We start from the raw sequence: 12,923 nt of genomic DNA on the forward strand, positions 1-12,923 counted from the left end.
TCTCAGGCAAAGGCGCCTCCGGCGTTCTGGGTGCGTCGCGCGGCGCGGCGGCGCAAAAGTTCGGCGACGGTGAGAAGCAGGAACGAGCCGACCAGCAGCAGCGTGCCGAGGGCCAGTACGCCGGGCAGCTTGGAGGCGAAGCGCAGCTGGCCCCAGATGTAGATCGGCAGCGTCGGCTCCGTGCCGGTGAGGAAGAAGGCGATGATGAATTCGTCGAGCGAGATGGTGAAGCAGACGAGCAGGCTGGAAATGATGGCCGGCGCCACCATGGGCAGCGTCACCCGCCTAAACGTGCCGAAAGCAGTTTCGCCGAGATCGGCGGAGGCTTCCTCCAGGCTGCGGTCGAACCCCTCGAAGCCGGAGGTCAGCACGCTGAGCGAATAGGGGATGCACACCAGCACATGGCCGAACACCACCGTGACCAGCGACAGCTCCAGCCCCAGCTGCAGCATCACCAGGAGCATCGAAACGGCCAGGATGATCTCCGGCAGCACCAGCGGCGCCATGATCAGGCCGTTGATGGCGCGCCGGCCCGGAAAGCGATAGCGCGTGATGGCGCGCGCCGCGCAGATGCCGAGGATGGTGGAGAGCAACGCGGCCGCGATGCCCACCATCAGGCTGTTGCGGGTCGCGTCGATCAGCGCCGGCGTGTTGGGTAGATCGCGGTACCATTGCAGGGTCAGCTCGGCGAGCGGGAATTTCGGCGAGGGCGAGGTGTTGACCGAGAAGATCGGCAGGAACACGACGGGCAGATAGAGGAAGACGACATAGAGAAGGGCGTAGGCCGGCAGCCAGCGCGACAGGATGTTGCGGATTGCGGTCATCGCGCCATCCTTGCCGCCGAGCGGATGATGAGCACCGTGGATGCCGCCATCGCCGTCACCACCAGCATCGTCGTCACAGAAAGGGCCGCGCCAAGCGGCCAGTTGGCCCCCTTGCCGAACTGGGCCTGGATGGCGTTGGCGATCATCACCCCATCCTTGCCGCCGACCAGCTTGGGCGTGACGAAGTCGCCCACCGTCGGGATCATGACGATGAGGATGGCTGAGACGATGCCCGGCACCGAGAGCGGCAGGGTGATGCGCAGGAAGCGGCGCAGTGGCCCGTCACCGAGATCGGTCGCGGCCTCGATCAGCGAGCGGTCGATCTTTTCCAGCGACACGAAGATCGGCAGGATGGCGAAGGCCGCCCAGGCATGCGTCAGCGTGATGACCACGGCGCTGGTGTTGTAGAGCAACGCAGTCGACGGCTCGCTGATGATGCCGAGCCCCATCAGGCCCGAATTCAGCACGCCGTTGTAGCCGAGGATCACCTTCCACGACATCACGCGCAGCAGGTAGCTCGTCCAGAAGGGGATGGTGATGAGGAACAGCCACAGCCCCTTGTGCCGCCCGCCATGGAACGAAATGTAGAAGGCGATCGGGTAGGCCAGCACCACCGTGAAGAAGCTGACCAGCAGCGAAATCCACAGGGAGCGCCGCAGCAGGTCGAGATAGATCGGCTCGGTCACCGCGATGCGGTAGTTTTCCAGCGTAAAGGTGCGGTCGATGGTGAGGTAGTTCTGCGTCCAGAAGCTGTGCGCGACCACGACCAGGATCGGCACCACCAGAAGCACCAGCGCATAGATGAAGGTGGGGCTGATCAGGGCGAAGCCTTGTGCGGCTTCCGATTGCAGAAGGGAGGTTCGTTGACGCCTCCCGAGACTGAGAGGCTGTGACCCTTCCGCGGCGGCCGTCATTGGTGCGGCTCGCGCAAATATGCAGGTTCGAACGCGTTCTGCATGCCCATCCCATTAACTTTGCCGGCGTCACGGTTCCCGTCGCGCGCCAGCTTTTCATCATCTTGAACTCATCCGCGGATTGAAATCAAGCGCTATTTCTGTGATATTGATTGAACGGACATTCAATATGATGTCCAATGTCGCTGCGTCCCGGTTGCATGGGCGACTTGGGGCGGCGCGCTTCGGAAAGGGGAGAAAATGGCTGCGGCACAGGACATGATGACGGCGACGGTCGGCGAGGCGCTGAGCGGCGAAGAGGCGGTGGAACTCGCCAAGCGCCATCTGGTGCAGCCATGGCCGACAGCCGGCGAGATCGGCGCCGAAGCGCGCAGCCTGATCGGCGAGGGCGAGGGCATCTACATCACCGACGGCTCAGGCAAGAAGCTGATCGACGGGCCGGCGGGCATGTGGTGCACCAATGTCGGCCACCGCCGCGAGGAACTGGCCCGGGTCATGTACGACCAGGCCATGCAGCTCTCCTACAACACGCCCTGGTACACGATGAACGAGGCCTCCGCCGTGCTCGCCGAGCGCATCGCGGGCCACGCGCCAGGCGATCTCAGCCACGTGTTCTTCACCACCGGCGGCTCGTCGGCGGTGGAAAGCGCGCTGCGCTTCATGCAGTTCTACAACAATGTGCGCGGCCGGACGGAGAAGAAGCTGATCCTGTCGCGCGGCGGCGCCTATCACGGCTCGACCTATCTGTCGGCCTCGCTAAACGGCCGCCCGCGCGACCGCGACTGGATGGATGGCGCCGACGACCTGGTGGTAAAGCTGTCGTCGCCCGACCCGTTCCGCCGGCCGGCGGGCATGAGCATCGCGGCCTTCACCGACAGCCTGGTGGCCGAGTTCGAGGAAACGGTGAAGCGCATCGGCGCCGACAAGATTGGCGCCTTCGTGGGCGAGCCGGTGCAGGCCTCTGGCGGCGTCATCGTGCCGCCGGAAAACTATCTGCCGCGCATCCGCAAAATCTGCCGTGACAACGACATTCTCTACGTCTCCGACGAGGTCGTCACGGCCTTCGGCCGGCTCGGCCATGTCTTCGCGTCCGAGGACGTGTTCGGCATCGACCCCGACATCATCACCTTCGCCAAGGGCGTGACCTCCGGCTATTTCCCGCTCGGCGGCATGATCGTGTCGGAGCGCCTGCTGCAGGAGCTGCGCCGCTCCAACCACCCCTCGGCCATGTATGCCCATGGGCTGACCTATTCGAGCCATCCGGTTGGCTGCGCGGTGGCGCTGAAGAATCTCGACCTGCTCGAGGGCGGCATTCTTGCCCATGCGCGGGCCGTGGCGCCTTATTTTCAGGCGCAGCTGAAGACGTTGGAAGAACTACCGCTGGTGGGCGAGGTGCGTGGGGTCGGCCTCATGGCCTGCGTGGAATGCGTGGCCGACCGCGACAGCAAGAACCCGCTGGAACTCGACCGCAATGTCGGCATGCGCATCGACGCGCATTGCCACGAGCTCGGCCTTCTGGTGCGGCCGCTGATCAATATGTGCGTGATGTCGCCGCCGCTGACGATCACCAAAGAGCAGATCGACGACATGGTGGGCATTTTGCGCGAGGGCATTTCGCGCACGATGGAAGATCTCAGGAAAGAGGGTGTTTGGAAGGGGTGAGGGGGCAACAGCTGCAACACGTGAGGTGTTGCCTTACATTTCTTCCATAGCAAGGAAGAAGCGGGGCGCTTCCGGGTGGCGACCCCGACGCCGGCATTCAGTTGCCCGGATGTCTTTCAGGAGGCGAGCGTCGCATCCGGCCGGAAGAATTTTTGCCGTGCCATCAGGCAGTCATCGCCGCCTGGCATGCAGGCGCGACAGACGTCCGGGCGGATTTCATAGATCGCGCATGAGGTCGATTTGCCCACCACGCCGACAAGCGCCGCGCAGCGCGCGCCATGGCACAGCATGCCGCTTTCATCGCCGGCGACATATTGGGCGGGGATCCGGTCGAGTTGAGCCTCGTCTTCGGTGGAAAACCGTGGCCACTCCGACGAGCAGGAGCAACAGGCGCCGCAGGACTTGCAGTCGAAGTCTTCACCGGGAATTGGTACGATCATGTGAACTTCAAAGCCGGTCGGCTTCCTGTAGGCGGGGTTGTCAAGACGACGCTATCTCGACTTCCGCTTTCGCTTCGGCGCCTTGGGGATGGAGTTGAAAAGGTCGGTTGCGATCGTCGCTGGCGTTTCGCCCAGGTCGTTCGGAGCGGCGGCCTCGCGATCATTGCTGCGCTTGTCAGGCGCCTTGGCAGTGATGGTCGCTGCGCCCTTCTCCTGATCCTTTGCGACAAATCTGATGGCCATTGAGTTTTTCTCCGTGTCAGCTGGCCCGGCTGCGAAGCCTGCCGATCAACGCCGAAACAGCGGTGATGTTCATTTCTTCAGAAGACCAGTTCCTGGCCTCCTCGACATGTCTGGGGGCGAGTTCGCGATGTGTGCTGCCACTATAGGCAGCATCCGGATGGACGGATTGCTGGCCGGATTTGGGGTCTTCGGTAATGTATTCGATCAGGTAGTTCGGACATTCGGCTCGTCCAAGCACGCCAATGCGCACCTGCGCATCGCCATGGGCGCGGCGGCAGCGCTCCAGCTTTTCAAGGATGCGCCGGACGTATTCGATGGGATGATCGAGGTTCTCCACCACATCGGCGATGGTGGCGTCCGCGGGCGTTTTCACCAGAACTGCACGTCTTGCCATCAGTTCTTGGCCGTCGATTTGGAAGTGCGGGGGGCTGTTCCTGCACGCATCTCTTCTGCTTCCTTCTGCAGGCGCATTTCTTTCAATCGCGCAGTCTTCGCGTCGCGTTCTCTGGCAATCGCCTCACTCTCTTCGACAATGCGGTTGCGGGCGAGGGACTGCGTCTGCGTCTTGCCGAAGTTGAGTTCGGCCCGTTCGCGTGCGCTTTGAGGATCTCGAGCCATCATCTATCTCCTTGTTCAGCAAGCCATCCAAACAAAAAAGGCCAGGCACTCGCCTGACCCTTCCTTGTCATCCGTTCAGCCACTGGTGCCAGTACATCTGTGGTCACCGGCCGAATGGATGATAATCACGCGGCCTGAAGCTTGTCGGCCGACATCTTGCCCGACTTGTTGTCGCGGACCATCTCGTAGCTGAGCTTCTGGCCTTCGGCGATAGTGCGCAGGCCGGCGCGCTCGACGGCGGAGATGTGGACAAAAACGTCCTGGCCGCCATTGTCAGGCTGGATGAAGCCGAAGCCCTTGGTGGCGTTGAACCATTTAACTGTGCCGGTGTTCATGACGAACCCTTTCTGTAGCATATGAAGTTACCCCCGCGCGTTTGCACGGCGGCAGTCGGGTCGATTTTTGAAGGGAGGTTCGTCGAGGAGGCGCCAATAGCGCGCAGAACAAATCAGACAAGCAAACATCGATAGTACCTTCATACGCCATCGTTGAATGCATGTCAACTTTTGGTTTTGGGCTTCCTTCTTCATCGCCGACTGGTTGTCCGGAAGGGGGGGCGCCGGCGCCCCGGCCGCCAGAACCGCTCGAAAGGCAACGCCCAAAAAAGTTGCGTTGTGCAGCACACCGCCTTACTTAGTCCCCAACCAAGGAAGGATCCGGATTGCCCCGACCACCGAATTACAGTCAAGAACGCAAAGAACGCGACCGCGCAAAGGCCAGCAAGAAGGCCGAGAAACTCGCCGCCAAGGCAGCGGCCAGAGAGCGACAATCGGTCGACACCAAAAGCGAGACAGAGCCTACGGCGTTATCGGACGATTAGTCGTTTGATCGCTAAACCTTCTCGTCAAAAAAGATGCCGGCCTCACGGGCCGCCGCTACAAAGGCGCGTCGGGCGCCGATTACTGGTTTATTCCCCAGATTGACGTCCGAGCACGCTTGGAGAGCCGCTCGGTGCTTGTCACTTCGCTTGCCAGGCCATCGGTTAAGAAGAAAGTCGGAAGCCTCGCGAGCAGTGCGAAGCGTGAGAAGCGTGCCAGTTGCATCGGCCCTGACGGTGATGGGGTTCTCAAATCTGTTGTTTTCCATGGCTGCTCATACAGCAGACAGCGGCTAAGGGCTAGGACGGAACCTATGCTGCTTCCTTTCGCCACCAGACATGCCCGTAAGGCAACTCTATTGCTGCGGTGGCTGATGCGTGGTCTGCGGTGGGCGAATGTCCGCTTTCAGGAGATGTTCAATCCAGCTTGTTTGACCGAGATGGGGCGCAAAGCGGTCGGTCGCGTCGGCTGACCCAATGTCCGCTTACATCACGCGGGCACCGAAAGCCGTCCGTCCGTTCCCCACCCAATCCAGACGTTCGCCCTGCCTGTTCGTCTCGTTAGCTTTGAGTGGAAGGCGGGCCCTCTCGTCTTGTCAATGCGTCCACATGAAGAAAGCGTTGGCGCCGTTTTCTAGAACAGGATTTCACCGAATAAGATCGGCCACTCTGGCCCCCAGAGCCTGGACAAGATCGTCCGGGCGCATGCGGATCTGCAGGCCCCTCTGGCCGCCATTGAGGAAGATTTCGTCCTCCAGCGTGGCCATTTCTTCTATCGCAGTCGGCACCGGCTTGCGCTGGCCGAAGGGGCTGATGCCGCCGACCTTGTAGCCGGTCAGCCGCTCGGCGTCGGCCGGCTTCATCATGTTGGCCGACTTGCCGTCGAAGGCGGCGGCGACCTTCTTCATGTTGACCTCCTGGTCGGAGGGGACCACCACGCAGGCCGGCTTGCCGTCGACCTCGACCATCAGTGTTTTCAATACGATCGAAGCCGGAACCCCCATCGCCTCGGCGGCCTGCAGGCCCACGCGCTCGGCATTGGCGTCATATTCGTAGGTAGCCACCGCAAAGGGCGTACCGGCTTTGCTCAGCGCGAGCGTGGCGGGCGTGGTCTTGGACATGGCCCTTCTGTAGCAGAGCCGGCGCGGTGGGCAAGATGGGTTGGGAAATGGAGCCCAAAGCGGCGTTTCGCCATAGACACAACGGCTCGATTCAAGCCGCGGCTGTCGCAAAGCCGATGCGAATCCGCAAGTCAGCAAAGTCAGCAAGAGTGTATGTTTGTCACGGTCGAGGCCTTACATAGCGCTGTTCCAGAACTTCGTTGCCCCATTGCGCGCCGGGGCGCTCTTCCGCCAGTGCGAAGCCCCTCGTTTCATAGAGATGACGCGCGGCGTGCAGGCCCGAGAAGGTCCAAAGATGCGTTTCGGCAAAGCCCTTCGCGTCGGCAAACGCCAGTGCTGCGCTGAGCAGCCTCTTGCCGCTTCCTGACCCCCGCAAGGCGTCATCGACAATGAACCATCGCAAATGTGCGACGCCCGGCCCCATGTCTTCCCCGTCGATGGCGACGGAACCGAGGATTTCGTTTCCTCCCATTGCTGCCCAGATTTCATTGGTCGGATTCCCGAGACGGTCGCAGAACTCGGCTAGGCCCGCCGCCACGACGGATTCGAAACGCTGGCCGAAACCTGACGTCCGGGCATAGTAGAGCGCGTGCATCTCCGTAATGCGCGCGATAAGGCCAGGGCGGTATCCGCTGATGACCTCGACGTCTTCGGGCGCGGCGCGGGCACTTGTCGGGGTAAAGCCGCAGTCCGTCAAGAACGGTGCGATCCTGGCCGGGTTTCAGCCGTGCAAGTGCGTCGGACACCTGAGCGCGGGCGAAGGCGTGGATCGCCGCAACACGGTTCCTGCCGGAAACGGTCAGGGACAGTATCTTGACGCGTCCATCCTCTTCCCCGGCTTGTTCCTCCACGTCGCCCGAGTCCACCAACTTGCGCAACATGCGGCTGACGCTCGACTTTTCGAGATGGAGACTCGCACCGAGATCGCGCGCGGTAACGCCACCATCTTCAATTTCGATCAGGGCGTGGACGGCAGAGGGCGGAAGATCGGTTCCGGCAAAGTCTGCTCCCATGAAACCCAACTCGCGAACGAGTTGACGGGAGGTGGCCCGGATGGAGTCGATGGAGCGTTGCGAAGGGTTGGAAGACATAAAGCGAACTGGATTTATAAAGTTGTACTATACAACTATATCGTTCGCCCGCCCCAGTCAAATGGACATGCCCCGGACATTGATCGCGCCGTCCTCATAGCGGCCGTCCAGAGGTCGAGTTCTCGACGCCGCTCCTGGGCATGTCCCGACCTTGCCACTATTGAGCAAGGTCGGAAATCCCTAGGCCCGCGCCCGCATCGCCTCATTGATGCCGGCCATATCCGTCTCCTCCGGCGCCGTCTCCAGGTTCAGCACCGGAAGTTGTGCGCGCATATGGTCGTGGTGGGTGCGGACGCCATATTCGAGGTCGGAGAGGTAGAAGCCGGCGAAGGCTTCCGACAGCATGGATTCGTTCGACCAGATCGAAAGCTGCACGTCCTCGGCCTGGGTGTCGCGGTCGATCCGCATGGACAAATAGCGCGCGGCGGCCTGCTCGCGGCTTTCGTCGCGATAGTGGTAGATGGAGCCACGCAGCAGCGTCTCGCCGGTCGACAGCGGGAACTCCTGGTAGAACTGCGTCGTTTCCGGCGTCACCGCGATCACCGCATTGGGGAACATGCCGTAATAGATCCAGGCCTTCTTCAGCCGCTCGGGCAGGTGCGTCGGCTCGGGCGCGACATTGACGTAGCGGCCCACGCTCCAGCGGCGGCCGGCATGCGGATTGTAGGTGGCGAATGAGCGCGACACGCCGTTGACGAAGGGCTCGTCGTAATAGCTCGCGCCATAGAGGTCCTGCAGTGCCGGGTGGGCCATGGCGACATGGTAGCCTTCATTGTCGACGTCGCGCACCGACTTCCAGTTGACCGGGCTGGTCTGCGTCCAGACGCCGTTCGCCGGCACCATCTCGGCGATGCCGTAGTGCGACAGCTCTTCCTCGAAGGGCTTTAGCAGCTCGGCGACCGAAGGCTGCGGGCCCTTGCGGAAGCGGATGAAGATCAGCCCCATCCAGATCTCGAGGTCGAGCGGCGCCAGGCCGAACTCGTTCTTGTCGAGCTCGGGAAAGGATTTTGGGCGCGCTGCACCGCGCAGCGTACCGTCGAGATTGTAGACCCAGCCGTGGAACGGGCACACAATCGCGTTCTTGCAGCTGCCGCGCTCGTCGGCGACGACACGGCTGCCACGATGGCGGCAGATGTTGTGGAAGCCACGCACCACGCCATCCTTGCCGCGCACCACAAGCGCGCGCTCGCCCACCACGTCCATGGTGAGGTAGTCGCCGGCCTCCGGCAAATCGGAAACATGGCCGATGATCTGCCAGTGATTGCGGAAGAGATGCTCCTTCTCCAGCTCCAGCAGGGCCGGGCTGTGATAGGCCCAGCCGGGCAGGCCGCGGCGGTCCCAGTCGGTCGGAACCCTGATGTCGCGAATATGCGGATTCATGGTAGCACCCCTGTTTCTTATTGAATTATCATTCAATATAAGCACATTTATCGTTTAAATGCAATGCTTTATGGATTTTGCGAATTTTCCGGCTTGGGTGTGTGCCGAAAACGATGCCGCGTTCCGGGGCAAAAACCGCGATTTTTCCGGGCGTTAATCGAGGGCGCGCGGCATAAAAAAACGCCGGCTGGAAGCCGGCGCAGAGGGGAGTGTTTTGTCGTTGGATGCGGCGTCGAGGCCGGTCTTATTTGGCGGTTTCGGCCTTGATCTTGCCGACCTCGTCGGCGCCCATTTCGCCCACGGTGGTCACCGCGCCGTCCTTGATCTGCCACAGGCGGAACGGACCGGTGATGTCGCCGTACTGGTCGAAGCTGACGGGGCCGATGACGCCTTCATACTTGATCGGCTTGCCTTCCTTGATCAGCTTCAGCGCCTTGGCGAATTCTTCCTTGCCGGCGTGGATCGGCTCGCCGCCCTCGGCAACCACCTGCGGGATCGCAGCCTTGATCGCCGCAGCCTCCGGCTTGCCGGCCTTGGCGATGGCCAGCGCCACGATGGCGCCGGCGTCATAGGAGCGGTCGGCGGCCGGTGCGTCGGCCTTGATGCCGCCGGAGAAGGCTTCGAAATTGCCGTTGAAATATTCGGTCGAGGCCGTCGGGCTGGTGCCCGAGGAGGTGCCGTAGGCGTCGTTGAGATACTGCGCGCCGACGCTTTCGATGAATTCGGCAGAGTTCATGCCGTCATTGAGCAGGAATTTTTGCGCGCCGCCGCCCGAGATCCAGGCGCGGGCGATCGTTGCGCCGTCGACCGGATAGCTGACGAGGTAGAGCGCTTCGGGATCGCCCTGCATGGCAGCACTTGCCTCGGAGGAGTAGTTGGCCTGCTTCTCGTTGTAGGGCGTGACCGAGGTGATGGTGCCGCCGAGCTTTTCATAGGCCGCCTTGAACTCGCGCACCATGTTCACGCCAAAATCGTTGTTGACGTGGACGATGGCGATCTTCTTCAGGCCCTGGTCGAGCGCGTATTTCGCCGCCGCCGTGCCCTGCAGCGCGTCCGAGGTGATGGTGCGGAAGAACACGCCGTTGGTCTTGCCCTCGCGGCCGAGCTCGGTGAGCGTCGGCGACGAGGAAGCGGGCGAGACTTGCACCACGCCGGCCGGTGCGGTGACCGAGGTGAGGATCGGGATCGACACCGAGGAGATGATGCCGCCGATGACGACCGGCACCTTCTTGATGTTGACGAGCTGGGTGGCCTGGTCGACCGCGACATTGCCTTGGCTCTGGCTGTCGCGGGTGTCGGTCACCAGCTTGCAGCCATCGACGCCGCCGGCCTCGTTGACGTCGCGAAACGCCATTTCGACAGCCTTGGCGCCAGCCTGGCCGTATTCGCCGGCGGGGCCGGTCAGTTCCATCACGAGACCCACGGTGATGTCGCAGTCGGCGGCCAGCGCCGGCAGTGCCGAGGCGCCGAGCGCCGTCAGCAGGGTGGTGGCGAGAAGTATTTTGCGCATTTCAGTTCCCCTTGGTTGTGGCCGCCGGTTTTTCGTCCGGCTGCCGTTCTTGTTTCGATTTCAGGCTGTCTGTCGAAGGCGCTGCGCTCATGCCGCGCCCTTGTTGAGATTGTATTTCATGATCGAGCCGTGGCGGCCGTGGCGGTCGCGCTCCAGCGTGTAGACGTCGCCTTCGAGCTCGTTCGCCTGGGCAAGCACGGCCGCGATTGCCGCATTGTCCTCGGCGGTCAGCTGAAGATCGGAGATCGCCAGGTTGGAGGGCAGGTGCGAGCGGTTGCGCGCGCCGACGATGACGCCGGCGACGCCCGGCCGCTTGAGCATGGCCGCACTTGCCACGGTGGCGATGTCGGTGCCGTGCCGGTCGGCGATGCCGCGCAGCGTCTTCAGCAGCGTCTGGAACAGCTCCCAGCCGCCGAAATCGTCGATGATCAGCTTGTACTTGACCAGCGAGCGGTTCTCGAGGGCGTCGGTCGGCTCGCTGACGCCGAGCCACTGGTCGCTGAGGAAGCCGCCGGCGACCGTGCCGTAGCAGAGGAAGGAAACGCCGTGTTCGGCCGCTGCTGCCGCCATGCGCTTGGCGGGGCGGTTGTCGAGCAGCGAATACTGCACCTGCATCGACACCAGCGGCACGCCCGCAGTGGCGATGTCGACCAGATGATCAGTGTCGAAATTGGTGCCGCCGATGTTGCAGATCTTGCCGGCCTGGCGCAGCTCTGCGAGCCACTGCGCCGTTTCCAGCCAGAGCGGCGCGTCATAGTCCCACCAGTGGAACTGGACGAGGTCGAGGCGCTCGAGGTTCAGCCGGCGCAGCGACTGGTCGATGACGCCTTCGACATAGGATTTGGTGATGCGCGGCAGCACTTCGAGGTCGGGCACGAATTTGGTGTGCACCTTGATCCTGTCCAGCGCCTCTTGCCCCCGCAGGTCGCGGTAGTGCAGGCGGAAGCGGCCGATAAGCTCTTCCACGCCGGTATAGATGTCGGCGCAGTCGAAGGTGGTGATGCCGGCATCGGCAAAGGCCACCATGTCGGACACCGGGTCCTCGCTCACCAGCGCGCCGTGGCCGCTGGCCATCTGCCAGCCGCCGCGGATGACGCGCGAGATTTCGTAGTCCGGTGTCAGTCTGGTTCTTTGCATGCTTGTCTCAATCGTCCTGAAGCGGCACTGCCGTGGTGGCGGCGTGGCTGAAGCGGCGCAGGCCGGTGCGGGTGATGCGGAAGCGGGAGCTGCAGTTCGGGTCCGGGCAGGCCACTTCCGCGTCGGTGGTCATCCAGTCGTTCTTGTGGGTCGGCCGCTGCTTGGCCGGCAAAAGCGGCAGCAGCGACGCCAGCGAATAGATGGAAAAAGCCTGGCCGGGCGGCAGGTGCAGCATCTCGCCGCGCAGCTCGAAATAGTCGCCCACATTGGCGCCGCAGTAGATGGCGCCGCCTTCGGGCGCGACCACTTCCACGCGCAGATCGTAGAGCTCGAAGGAATCGTCCGTGGCGTCAGCCATTCTGCGAGGCCTTTTCTGCGGCTTCTTCGGCATCGAGCCGGCCGCGAATGAGATTGAAGGAGCGGGTGATGTCGTCGGTCAGTGCCTTGACGGAGCCTGCGGTATCGCGGCGTTCGAGCGCGTCGATCAGCGCCCAGTGATGATGGGTTGCCGAAATGTCGCGGAACTCGTCATGGATGTGGGCGGCGGCGCGCACATAGGGGCCGGACTGCAGCCACAGGCTTTCCACGATCGGGATCAATACGGCCGAGCCGGCGGCGCGGTAGATGTAGAAATGGAAGGCGTGGTTCAGCTCGGAAGTGGCCTGCGCCTTGTCGATCTCGTCGTCGTGGCTGCGGAAGGCTTCCTCGCAGGCCACGGTGAGCTCCTTCAGCCGGACGAAATCGTTGTCCATGAGGTTCGGCACGGCCAGCGCCGTGATCTGGCCTTCGATCAGGCAGCGGGCGCGGGCGAGGTCTTCCAGCCGCTCGCGGTTGATCAAGGGGACACGCACGGAACGGTTGGGCAGCGCCTCAAGCGCCTGCTCCGACACCAGCCGGCCGAGCGCCTCGCGCACGGGCATGGTGCTGGTCTGCAGCGTGGCGGCAAGGTCGAGGATGCGCAGCATCTCGCCGGCATCGAACATGCCGTAGATCAGCGAACGGCGAAGCTCGGCATAGACGCGGTCCTGCAGCGTTTCGCGGCCAACGGGGGAAAGCGCGCCGCGGCTGCTCATGGCAACAGCTCCCGGCCAGGCGAGTCGCCCTGCGTGCGTTGCTGATGTCTCCGATCGGGCATGAGGACCGCCATTCGAAACTCGGATGCCGCT

Annotated in this window: 16 protein-coding genes and 1 pseudogene; 1 reads left to right on the plus strand and 16 read right to left on the minus strand. The window is 62.8% G+C overall.

Going from position 1 to position 12,923, the window contains the following annotated elements; all coding sequences use genetic code 11:
* Nucleotides 1-2 precede the first annotated feature (2 nt).
* Both C7I85_RS17325 and C7I85_RS17330 read right to left on the minus strand, forming a co-directional pair.
* Nucleotides 3-824, minus strand: a complete 822-nt coding sequence (locus C7I85_RS17325; protein ID WP_106725256.1) for an ABC transporter permease — start codon at nucleotides 822-824, stop codon at nucleotides 3-5.
* Complete coding sequence (locus C7I85_RS17330; RefSeq protein ID WP_106725257.1) at nucleotides 821-1,738, minus strand: ABC transporter permease; 918 nt, start codon at nucleotides 1,736-1,738, stop codon at nucleotides 821-823. Before C7I85_RS17330 ends, C7I85_RS17325 begins: the two co-directional genes overlap by 4 nt.
* 240 nt (nucleotides 1,739-1,978) lie before the next feature.
* Between C7I85_RS17330 and C7I85_RS17335 the strand changes: the two genes are divergently transcribed.
* Nucleotides 1,979-3,400, plus strand: coding sequence for an aminotransferase (locus tag C7I85_RS17335; RefSeq protein ID WP_106725258.1), 1,422 nt, complete (start codon nucleotides 1,979-1,981; stop codon nucleotides 3,398-3,400).
* Nucleotides 3,401-3,516: 116 nt separating this feature from the next.
* On the opposite strand, the gene C7I85_RS17340 is transcribed toward C7I85_RS17335, so the two are convergent.
* The 14 genes and pseudogenes from C7I85_RS17340 to C7I85_RS17400 form a co-directional block, all read right to left on the minus strand.
* Nucleotides 3,517-3,840: a YkgJ family cysteine cluster protein gene (locus tag C7I85_RS17340; protein WP_106725259.1), complete on the minus strand. Its 324-nt coding sequence runs from the start codon at nucleotides 3,838-3,840 to the stop codon at nucleotides 3,517-3,519.
* A gap of 51 nt (nucleotides 3,841-3,891) precedes the next feature.
* Complete coding sequence (locus tag C7I85_RS17345; RefSeq protein ID WP_106725260.1) at nucleotides 3,892-4,083, minus strand: hypothetical protein; 192 nt, start codon at nucleotides 4,081-4,083, stop codon at nucleotides 3,892-3,894.
* Between the two features lie 16 nt (nucleotides 4,084-4,099).
* Nucleotides 4,100-4,477 carry a hypothetical protein gene (locus C7I85_RS17350; protein WP_106725261.1) on the minus strand — a complete coding sequence of 126 codons (378 nt, stop codon included), beginning with the start codon at nucleotides 4,475-4,477 and terminating at the stop codon, nucleotides 4,100-4,102.
* Complete coding sequence (locus tag C7I85_RS17355; RefSeq protein WP_428832870.1) at nucleotides 4,477-4,704, minus strand: hypothetical protein; 228 nt, start codon at nucleotides 4,702-4,704, stop codon at nucleotides 4,477-4,479. Before C7I85_RS17355 ends, C7I85_RS17350 begins: the two co-directional genes overlap by 1 nt.
* A 122-nt stretch (nucleotides 4,705-4,826) precedes the next feature.
* A complete protein-coding gene (locus C7I85_RS17360; protein WP_106725360.1) occupies nucleotides 4,827-5,036 on the minus strand; it encodes a cold-shock protein in 210 nt (69 codons plus the stop codon).
* A gap of 496 nt (nucleotides 5,037-5,532) precedes the next feature.
* Nucleotides 5,533-5,787: a DUF982 domain-containing protein gene (locus tag C7I85_RS17365; protein WP_106725263.1), complete on the minus strand. Its 255-nt coding sequence runs from the start codon at nucleotides 5,785-5,787 to the stop codon at nucleotides 5,533-5,535.
* A 378-nt stretch (nucleotides 5,788-6,165) separates the two neighbouring features.
* On the minus strand, nucleotides 6,166-6,639 hold the full coding sequence (gene ybaK / locus C7I85_RS17370; protein ID WP_106725264.1) for a Cys-tRNA(Pro) deacylase: 474 nt from the start codon (nucleotides 6,637-6,639) through the stop codon (nucleotides 6,166-6,168).
* 160 nt (nucleotides 6,640-6,799) lie between these two features.
* Nucleotides 6,800-7,336: a GNAT family N-acetyltransferase gene (locus tag C7I85_RS32150; protein ID WP_342587309.1), complete on the minus strand. Its 537-nt coding sequence runs from the start codon at nucleotides 7,334-7,336 to the stop codon at nucleotides 6,800-6,802.
* A gap of 151 nt (nucleotides 7,337-7,487) precedes the next feature.
* Nucleotides 7,488-7,730: pseudogene (locus C7I85_RS32155) on the minus strand (MarR family transcriptional regulator); the annotation flags it as partial.
* 180 nt (nucleotides 7,731-7,910) lie between these two features.
* Nucleotides 7,911-9,110, minus strand: a complete 1,200-nt coding sequence (locus C7I85_RS17380) for an aromatic ring-hydroxylating oxygenase subunit alpha (RefSeq protein ID WP_106725265.1) — start codon at nucleotides 9,108-9,110, stop codon at nucleotides 7,911-7,913.
* A gap of 244 nt (nucleotides 9,111-9,354) precedes the next feature.
* Complete coding sequence (locus C7I85_RS17385) at nucleotides 9,355-10,620, minus strand: ABC transporter substrate-binding protein (RefSeq protein ID WP_106725266.1); 1,266 nt, start codon at nucleotides 10,618-10,620, stop codon at nucleotides 9,355-9,357.
* Nucleotides 10,621-10,707: 87 nt separating this feature from the next.
* Entirely contained in the window at nucleotides 10,708-11,757 is a 1,050-nt protein-coding gene (locus C7I85_RS17390) for an aldo/keto reductase (RefSeq protein ID WP_106725267.1), read from the minus strand.
* 7 nt (nucleotides 11,758-11,764) lie between these two features.
* Complete coding sequence (locus tag C7I85_RS17395; RefSeq protein WP_106725268.1) at nucleotides 11,765-12,115, minus strand: TIGR04076 family protein; 351 nt, start codon at nucleotides 12,113-12,115, stop codon at nucleotides 11,765-11,767.
* Nucleotides 12,108-12,830 (minus strand): GntR family transcriptional regulator, encoded by a 723-nt coding sequence (locus C7I85_RS17400; RefSeq protein WP_106725269.1) that lies wholly within the window; start codon nucleotides 12,828-12,830, stop codon nucleotides 12,108-12,110. The genes C7I85_RS17395 and C7I85_RS17400 overlap by 8 nt, the downstream gene beginning before the upstream one ends.
* Nucleotides 12,831-12,923: the final 93 nt, after the last annotated feature.

It is taken from the genome of Pseudaminobacter soli (ex Li et al. 2025) (genome assembly GCF_003012705.1).
GTDB lineage: Bacteria > Pseudomonadota > Alphaproteobacteria > Rhizobiales > Rhizobiaceae > Pseudaminobacter > Pseudaminobacter soli.

What these genes read in the sequence shown, in the direction of transcription:
- C7I85_RS17325 (WP_106725256.1), bottom strand. Translation starts at nt 824, where the DNA reads ATGACCGCAATCCGCAACATCCTGTCGCGCTGGCTGCCGGCCTACGCC.
- C7I85_RS17330 (WP_106725257.1), bottom strand. Translation starts at nt 1,738, where the DNA reads ATGACGGCCGCCGCGGAAGGGTCACAGCCTCTCAGTCTCGGGAGGCGT.
- C7I85_RS17335 (WP_106725258.1), top strand. Translation starts at nt 1,979, where the DNA reads ATGGCTGCGGCACAGGACATGATGACGGCGACGGTCGGCGAGGCGCTG.
- C7I85_RS17340 (WP_106725259.1), bottom strand. Translation starts at nt 3,840, where the DNA reads ATGATCGTACCAATTCCCGGTGAAGACTTCGACTGCAAGTCCTGCGGC.
- C7I85_RS17345 (WP_106725260.1), bottom strand. Translation starts at nt 4,083, where the DNA reads ATGGCCATCAGATTTGTCGCAAAGGATCAGGAGAAGGGCGCAGCGACC.
- C7I85_RS17350 (WP_106725261.1), bottom strand. Translation starts at nt 4,477, where the DNA reads ATGGCAAGACGTGCAGTTCTGGTGAAAACGCCCGCGGACGCCACCATC.
- C7I85_RS17355 (WP_428832870.1), bottom strand. Translation starts at nt 4,704, where the DNA reads ATGATGGCTCGAGATCCTCAAAGCGCACGCGAACGGGCCGAACTCAAC.
- C7I85_RS17360 (WP_106725360.1), bottom strand. Translation starts at nt 5,036, where the DNA reads ATGAACACCGGCACAGTTAAATGGTTCAACGCCACCAAGGGCTTCGGC.
- C7I85_RS17365 (WP_106725263.1), bottom strand. Translation starts at nt 5,787, where the DNA reads ATGGAAAACAACAGATTTGAGAACCCCATCACCGTCAGGGCCGATGCA.
- ybaK (WP_106725264.1), bottom strand. Translation starts at nt 6,639, where the DNA reads ATGTCCAAGACCACGCCCGCCACGCTCGCGCTGAGCAAAGCCGGTACG.
- C7I85_RS17380 (WP_106725265.1), bottom strand. Translation starts at nt 9,110, where the DNA reads ATGAATCCGCATATTCGCGACATCAGGGTTCCGACCGACTGGGACCGC.
- C7I85_RS17385 (WP_106725266.1), bottom strand. Translation starts at nt 10,620, where the DNA reads ATGCGCAAAATACTTCTCGCCACCACCCTGCTGACGGCGCTCGGCGCC.
- C7I85_RS17390 (WP_106725267.1), bottom strand. Translation starts at nt 11,757, where the DNA reads ATGCAAAGAACCAGACTGACACCGGACTACGAAATCTCGCGCGTCATC.
- C7I85_RS17395 (WP_106725268.1), bottom strand. Translation starts at nt 12,115, where the DNA reads ATGGCTGACGCCACGGACGATTCCTTCGAGCTCTACGATCTGCGCGTG.
- C7I85_RS17400 (WP_106725269.1), bottom strand. Translation starts at nt 12,830, where the DNA reads ATGAGCAGCCGCGGCGCGCTTTCCCCCGTTGGCCGCGAAACGCTGCAG.